This is a genomic window from Candidatus Pseudoscillospira sp. SGI.172 (assembly GCF_050313575.1).
GTDB lineage: Bacteria > Bacillota > Clostridia > Oscillospirales > Oscillospiraceae > Vermiculatibacterium.
Map to the genome: position 1 here is coordinate 1 of NZ_JBNPLQ010000058.1, position 5,954 is coordinate 5,954.

10 protein-coding genes are annotated in these 5,954 nt (G+C 55.3%); 2 read left to right on the forward strand and 8 right to left on the reverse strand.

Features of this window, described 5'->3' with window-relative positions; translation table 11 throughout:
- Positions 1–48 precede the first annotated feature (48 nt).
- The gene (locus ACQRD3_RS13265; RefSeq protein WP_427781707.1) at positions 49–1,395 is read right to left on the reverse strand and encodes a relaxase/mobilization nuclease domain-containing protein; all 1,347 of its coding nucleotides are present in this window, start codon (positions 1,393–1,395) and stop codon (positions 49–51) included.
- A 147-nt stretch (positions 1,396–1,542) separates the two neighbouring features.
- Positions 1,543–1,833, reverse strand: coding sequence for a CD1845 family protein (locus ACQRD3_RS13270; RefSeq protein ID WP_186908270.1), 291 nt, complete (start codon positions 1,831–1,833; stop codon positions 1,543–1,545).
- Between the two features lie 172 nt (positions 1,834–2,005).
- On the opposite strand from ACQRD3_RS13270, the gene ACQRD3_RS13275 reads away from it, so the two are divergent.
- Both ACQRD3_RS13275 and ACQRD3_RS13280 read left to right on the forward strand, forming a co-directional pair.
- Positions 2,006–2,431, forward strand: a complete 426-nt coding sequence (locus ACQRD3_RS13275; RefSeq protein ID WP_186908271.1) for a TIR domain-containing protein — start codon at positions 2,006–2,008, stop codon at positions 2,429–2,431.
- A gap of 3 nt (positions 2,432–2,434) precedes the next feature.
- Positions 2,435–3,022 carry a hypothetical protein gene (locus ACQRD3_RS13280; RefSeq protein WP_186908272.1) on the forward strand — a complete coding sequence of 196 codons (588 nt, stop codon included), beginning with the start codon at positions 2,435–2,437 and terminating at the stop codon, positions 3,020–3,022.
- Positions 3,023–3,057: 35 nt separating this feature from the next.
- On the opposite strand, the gene ACQRD3_RS13285 is transcribed toward ACQRD3_RS13280, so the two are convergent.
- From ACQRD3_RS13285 to ACQRD3_RS13310, 6 genes are all read right to left on the reverse strand, one after another.
- Positions 3,058–3,405, reverse strand: coding sequence for a plasmid mobilization protein (locus ACQRD3_RS13285; RefSeq protein WP_186908273.1), 348 nt, complete (start codon positions 3,403–3,405; stop codon positions 3,058–3,060).
- Positions 3,402–3,566 carry a hypothetical protein gene (locus ACQRD3_RS13290; protein WP_186908274.1) on the reverse strand — a complete coding sequence of 55 codons (165 nt, stop codon included), beginning with the start codon at positions 3,564–3,566 and terminating at the stop codon, positions 3,402–3,404. The genes ACQRD3_RS13285 and ACQRD3_RS13290 overlap by 4 nt, the downstream gene beginning before the upstream one ends.
- 10 nt (positions 3,567–3,576) lie before the next feature.
- Positions 3,577–4,338, reverse strand: coding sequence for a hypothetical protein (locus tag ACQRD3_RS13295; protein ID WP_186908275.1), 762 nt, complete (start codon positions 4,336–4,338; stop codon positions 3,577–3,579).
- Between the two features lie 137 nt (positions 4,339–4,475).
- A complete protein-coding gene (locus ACQRD3_RS13300; RefSeq protein WP_427781708.1) occupies positions 4,476–4,844 on the reverse strand; it encodes a cysteine-rich VLP domain-containing protein in 369 nt (122 codons plus the stop codon).
- A gap of 4 nt (positions 4,845–4,848) precedes the next feature.
- Entirely contained in the window at positions 4,849–5,025 is a 177-nt protein-coding gene (locus tag ACQRD3_RS13305; protein WP_007491259.1) for a hypothetical protein, read from the reverse strand.
- Positions 5,022–5,801 (reverse strand): DUF4366 domain-containing protein, encoded by a 780-nt coding sequence (locus ACQRD3_RS13310; protein ID WP_427781709.1) that lies wholly within the window; start codon positions 5,799–5,801, stop codon positions 5,022–5,024. Before ACQRD3_RS13310 ends, ACQRD3_RS13305 begins: the two co-directional genes overlap by 4 nt.
- Positions 5,802–5,954 lie beyond the last annotated feature (153 nt).

Below are 5,954 nucleotides of genomic sequence, written 5' to 3' on the forward strand. Positions count from 1 at the left end.
CTTTGTCCAGAAGTCCCGGCGCAAGCGCCCATTGTTGGCGGCCCGGAGCTAACGCTCCTGGGCCTTATTTTTTTGCTCGTCCGCGTGGCCGAGCAGGTGATCGATATTTGCCTTGACTGCCACGGCCTGCCGCATATCCGCCTGGGCCTTGCGGTATTCCGCATAGAGGGCCTTTTTCTTTTCAGAGAGCTCCCGGTGCTGCTTTTTCAGCGTGTCCATTTTGGGGAGCTTTGCCCCGCCCAAAAGCTCACTCATAGCCGCCTTTGCCGCCCGGTAGTCTGCCAGCTCCGCCTCGTGCTGGGCCAGATATTTTCTGCTATACCGGGCCGCCTTGTAGCCGTCAAACACGGGCCGCGTCTTTGCGTACTGCACCACCGCGCCCATGAGCTCGGAGGTTTTGGCAAGGGCGGCCTCCGTGTCCCGCAGCTCCCCGGCCAGCTTGTGAGCCCGATCCACCGCTGCTTCGGTGCTGGATGCCAGCGCCGCATAGTTCATAAGATCGTGTTCCCGGAGATACAGAAGCGCGGCGGCCATCTGCTTTATGTTATAGACTTTGGCCCACCGCTCATAGGCCGGGCCCTTGCCCTGGGCCATGCGTTCTTGAATGTCGATGATCAGATTGACGTGCCGGGCCGGGGTCGGGCTGTCCTGGGGCAGCTCCGGGATGGGCCGTTCCCCGGCAATCGCCGCCCGGATGTCATCGGGATCGAAACCGGGGCCCAGGGTGGATGCCCGCAGGCGGGTGTACTTATCCTGCCCAGGGGCCAGGAATGAGATCGCGCCGCCCCGCCCATGCTTCACTTGAAAGCCGGACTCCTCCATGAGCCGCAGGAACGCCGGGAAGTCGGCGGGCTTTTGCTCCAGAGCCGCCACGATCCCCAGCCGCACCCGCTGTTGGGCCGAGGGGGGTTTTTCCCCGATCCATTGTCCATAGTGAAGAAAGCGGCCCTTGCTGTGCTGCTTCGGATTTTGAATAACAGACAGCTCGTGCTCAATGCACACCCGGTCAGAGAGCCGCCGCACCGCAAAGCTGGAGCCGATAAAGTTATGGAATTTCCGGGAACAGTCCTGGGCGGTGGAGTTGTAATAAATGTGATTGTGAATGTGGCCCTTGTCAATGTGGGTGCAGACGAAGAACTGATACTTGCCCTTTGTCCAGCGCATGGCTGTTTCATAGCCGATTTTATTTGCCTCCTCCGGCGTGACCTCGCCGGGCGGGAACGCCTGCCGGATCTGAAAGAACAGGGCCCCGCGCTCCACGGCCCGGCCCGTTTCCGCCTGGTACTGGCTTTTCAGCAGTAGGAACTCAGCGGGGGCGGATGCAGGATCACAGAGATAGGCAGACACAGCCCCCAGCTTTTTCGGATTGAGCCCATAGGCAAACCGCTCCTCCATCGTCTGGATGGCCGTTTTCCCAGCCGCTACCTTGTAGGGCCGGATGTAGGTTGTAGCGATAGCCGCACCTCCTTTCCCAGCAGAAAAAACGGGCGGCGGTCTGTTCCACCCGCCGCCCGGAACTTCTGGACAAAGCGTCCAGAAGTATCAGCTTGCCATAAAGTCCATCGCCGCATACTTTACACCATACAGGCGCTCCACCAGCCAGCCGCCCAGGGCCGGGAGCCCAAAGGGGGAAACCAGGAACGCCAGCACCAGCATGGCGATACACCCGGTATGCAGCCCTGCAAAAAAGGCGCAGGCCGCCAGCAGGACGAAAACCGTACACGCCAGCCAGCACACCGCCCCCGCTATGCAGGAGAGGAACGAGAGCACCGCCACAGTGAGCATCAGCGCCAGAACAAAGGGGGCTGCGATAATTTTTATGATTGTCCGCATCGTTCATACCTCCTACAAAAGTTCGTTATTTGCCTCTATATGTATATTATAACTCCGCAGGAGAGGGCCAACAAGGATGCCTCCAAGCCCTTATAAAGCAAAGAGAATATTTGACGTGAACCCAGAAAAATGGTAAAATTATCTTAATATAGTTTATAAGGGGTGATTGTTCATGGCAAAGAAAAAGATCTTTGTTTCTTTTGATTTTGAAAAAGATAGGCATTACAAATACGCTTTAAATATGTGGGATAAAAATCCTGAATTTGAGTTTACTTGTGACGATAGATCTCCAAGTGAAATTCAAACGGATAGTGTAGCTGTTGTTAAAAATGTTTTATCTAGAAAAATAAACGAAGCAACTTATGTAATAGTCATTGTCGGCGAAGATGCAAATAAGTTACATAAGGACTGGAGAGAAATTGGCTATCGTAATTGGCAGAATTATGAAATTGCAAAAGCCAAACAACTTGGGAAAAGGATTATTGCTGTTCAGATTAACTCGCACTACGAATATCCGGAAGAATTGAAAGGCGTAAACGCTGTACGGGTGTATAGTTTTACTCAAGATGCTATTATCAAGGCTATAAGAGGTTATTAAGTATTGGAGAAGATTGATTTACTCTACGATCATTATAAAGAAACAATGCAACTAAGCCTCAATATGCAGAAAAAGAGAGGTACGCTTTTTGTTGTATTTTGCATTTTTGAACTACTCAACTTTTCCATGCTACTGTTCCCCGAAAAAATAACAGCAAGTATATCACAATATATCCTTTCACAATATAATATCTCAGTTGATTTTAGCATAGCAATTTTACAATCTGCGATTTGGATTGCCCTATCATATATTATGATCCGCTATTACCAGACAAATATCTATATTGAACGTCAATATAAATATATTGCTGTGTTAGAAGATAAAATATCAACCATGTTGAAAGAACCCTGCTTTAAACGTGAAAGTGATAACTATTTAGAAAAGTATCCCATTGTTTTGGACCTAATTTCCATGTTTTATACATGGATTATCCCTCTTTTGATTATAATTATCAATATAGGAAAACTTTGGATGGAATTTAGGACAGCAAGCAATTTATGGAGCGTAATATTTGATACACTGTGTTGCGGTTTTACAGCAGTGCTAACAATTATGTACTTAGCGATGATGCACCCACGCCATAAAAACTAATAAACGGGTGTAAGAGGGGGGAGAAATCCCCCCTCTTACATATTGATAACGGCGGAGAGCTTTTCCAGTAGATCGGAAAGGGGCCGCCACAGCTTTTCATAGTCCCGTTGCAGAGCTTTGATCTCCTCCGGGTAAATGCCGCCGTAGGTATTCGCCTGGATTGCCACCTGGTTTAGATTGTTGGAGCACCGCCGCTGGAGCGACACCAGCTCCTGGACGGGTGACAGGTCAACGTGGAGCACATACCCATTGAGGGCCATTTTCCGCATATAGGCTCCCATGTTGCGGATGCCCGCCTCGGCCATGCGTTCCCGGATCAGCGCCTGCTCTTCCTCAGACACCATTACATGGAGATGGATGGGGCGGCGGCGTTTCTTTGTCACCGCTCCTCCCGTTCCAGGCTCCGGCAGACGCGGGGCGGCTCCTTTACCTTGTCCAGCGCCTTTTCCCGTTTCGGGGGCTGGGCAGGGATCGGCGTATTGAATACCCCGGAGAGCCGCAGGGCCTCCTGGTTGGCAAAATCCTGTTCACGCTTCTTTTCCATAACAGTTCTCCTATCTGTCACCCCGGTCAGGGGCTTTCTTTTTAGGGCCGTCCGGGGCCCGCTGCTCCTGGGCCTCCCGTTGGGCCGCTTTCAGTTGTTCGGCAATCGGGGGCTGGTGTTTGGCCTCCTTGTGAGCCCGCGCCACCTCCTGGCGTTCAATGCTGTGGACACGAACGGCCAGTTGCTCCGGGGTGATGTATTCTTTCACCACATAACTGCCGAAGTCAGGGTAAAACCATGTCAGCCGTTTCTGATCCGGGACACGGTGAGCATCCTCCCATTTCCCCACCACCTGGGCCTGGGCATCCATCTGCCTCCGAATGTCCAAATTTTCACGGGCGGGCCGAAGCTCATAGTCCTGCATTTCCCGATCTGTCAGGGGATGGGCATAGATGATGGCTCCCCACGCCTGGAACGACTCACCGGGCACTTGCTGTCGGGTAAAGTACAAATCCATGTGGACAGGGCGGTTAAAGTAGCTGTTCGGGTAAGTGCCGATGTCGATGGGCCGCTGGGTGGAGTAGTATTTGTAGGTTTCCTTATCCGGGGCCTGCTCTATCTCAAACACATGATAGCGCCGCTGATAGTCCTCTGCCCGATTGTGCAAATCCCGTTCCGCCATATCGGGCTCGTTGTGGTAGTGGCCCCAAAAGAAGTCGCGGTGTCCGTCCTGCTCATTGAATTGCCATGTCACATAGGGGTTAGGGGCCTTGGGGTTTTCGCCCAGCACAAAGCCGCATTTGTTATCAAACAGGATCGTGCAGCGGATCACATAGCCTTGATTTTCTTCCAGAATAACACCTCCTTGATGTTGACAGCATCCGTGCCAAACAGGGGCAGGCCGTAGAAACATACGGCCTGCCCCAAAAGCGGCCCCGAAAAGCCTTGTAATCAGCGGGTTTCGAGGGCCTAATTGTCAACGCCCCAGCCCCGTCTTTTCCGCATATATTCCCGCTGTTGGCGGCGGTGGGCTTTCTTTGCACAGGCCGTCGAGCAGTAAGCCTGCCGCCGATCCGGGGCAACAGGCCCGCCGCAGATAGGGCAAATCTTAAAATCCGGCCTGGGCCCCTCGGTCAAGAGGGCGGCCTCCAGCGCCGGATCAAGGGGCAGCACCGCCTCCCGAAAGTAGCGGCACAGCGCCCCCGTCCAGCATTTCCCCAGCATATAGCACTCACAGTCCAGGGGCAGGCAGCCGCACTCCCGGTCATAGTTGGCACACCATTTTGTTACCAGGGCGCGGATCGCCCGTTTTTCCTCGCGTGTCAGTTCACGGGCCAAGCCGTCACCTCCCGCCAGCCGGGGCCCGCATAAGCTCCCGGTAGCAGGACACGCAGCCGATCCCGCGCCAGTAGGGACACCCGGAGCACCGGGAGCCCCTGGGCGGCTTTGCCGGGGCTGGAGCCTGGGGGCGGGGCTTCTGCTGCATCATCTTTTCATAGGGGCTGTTGGTAAACCTCACTTGTCCGCCTCCTCTCCGTCATCGTCCCCCTCGTCCCAGGGCGGGCCGTCATCGTCCTCGTCCCCGTAGCCGTCCGGCTCGTCATAGTCCATGAGCTCGTCGCCGTAGTCCTCCTGGGGCGCGGCGGCTTTCTGCTGTTTGGGGCGCAGCACCTTGAAATAGAACGCCGCTCCGCCGCCCGCCAGGGCCACGGCCAACACCACCAGGAGCATCCCCGTGTTGCCGCCCGTTTCCGGCTCGGCCTCCTCCGGGGCGGGCTCCTCGGTTTCCGTGGGCTCCGGCTCCGGCTCAACGCCCACGCACTTGCTCATATTGACGGAGCAGACGGCGCAATCCGTATTGACGGCCCCCGCCTCGCATTTTTCAGAGCAGGAGCACACCGCCTGTTCCACGCCAGCGGCCTCCGCCGCAGCCAGCAGATCAGCCTCATCCACAACGCTGAAAAAGTAGGTTTCGTACTGTTCGCCCTCTTCGTCCACGGGCTTGTCATAGTCAATGACGATATAGAACGTGTTGCCGCCGCTGGTCTGGACAGTAATAAACTGCTTGTTTGTGTGCTCGTCATAGAGCAGATCGCGGGTCACAAGGTTGCCCTCTTCGGAAAAGCCCTCGCCGGGCTCAATGGTGGGCTCCGGGGCAGGAGTTTCCTCCGTCATGGTGGGATCGCCGTAGTCCGCGCCCTCGCCGCCGTCCGCGTAGGCATACGCCGGGACACTAAAGCCGCATAAAAGAACGACGGCGCAGAGCGCCGCCGCCATCACCCGAAAGCGTTTCATCTTCAATTCTCCTCCTTTCCCGTCGTCGGCCCAAACTCCGCTTGAGCTCCTTCGGCGGCATCGCCGCCGAAATCCGCCCGCTCCGTTGCGCCGCCTCTCCCCACAAAGTCATCCGACTTTGCGGGGGCCCCGTGTGCGGACTTCTGGACACTT

What these genes read in the sequence shown, in the direction of transcription:
- ACQRD3_RS13265 (WP_427781707.1), bottom strand. Translation starts at nt 1,395, where the DNA reads ATGGAGGAGCGGTTTGCCTATGGGCTCAATCCGAAAAAGCTGGGGGCT.
- ACQRD3_RS13270 (WP_186908270.1), bottom strand. Translation starts at nt 1,833, where the DNA reads ATGCGGACAATCATAAAAATTATCGCAGCCCCCTTTGTTCTGGCGCTG.
- ACQRD3_RS13275 (WP_186908271.1), top strand. Translation starts at nt 2,006, where the DNA reads ATGGCAAAGAAAAAGATCTTTGTTTCTTTTGATTTTGAAAAAGATAGG.
- ACQRD3_RS13290 (WP_186908274.1), bottom strand. Translation starts at nt 3,566, where the DNA reads ATGGAAAAGAAGCGTGAACAGGATTTTGCCAACCAGGAGGCCCTGCGG.
- ACQRD3_RS13310 (WP_427781709.1), bottom strand. Translation starts at nt 5,801, where the DNA reads ATGAAACGCTTTCGGGTGATGGCGGCGGCGCTCTGCGCCGTCGTTCTT.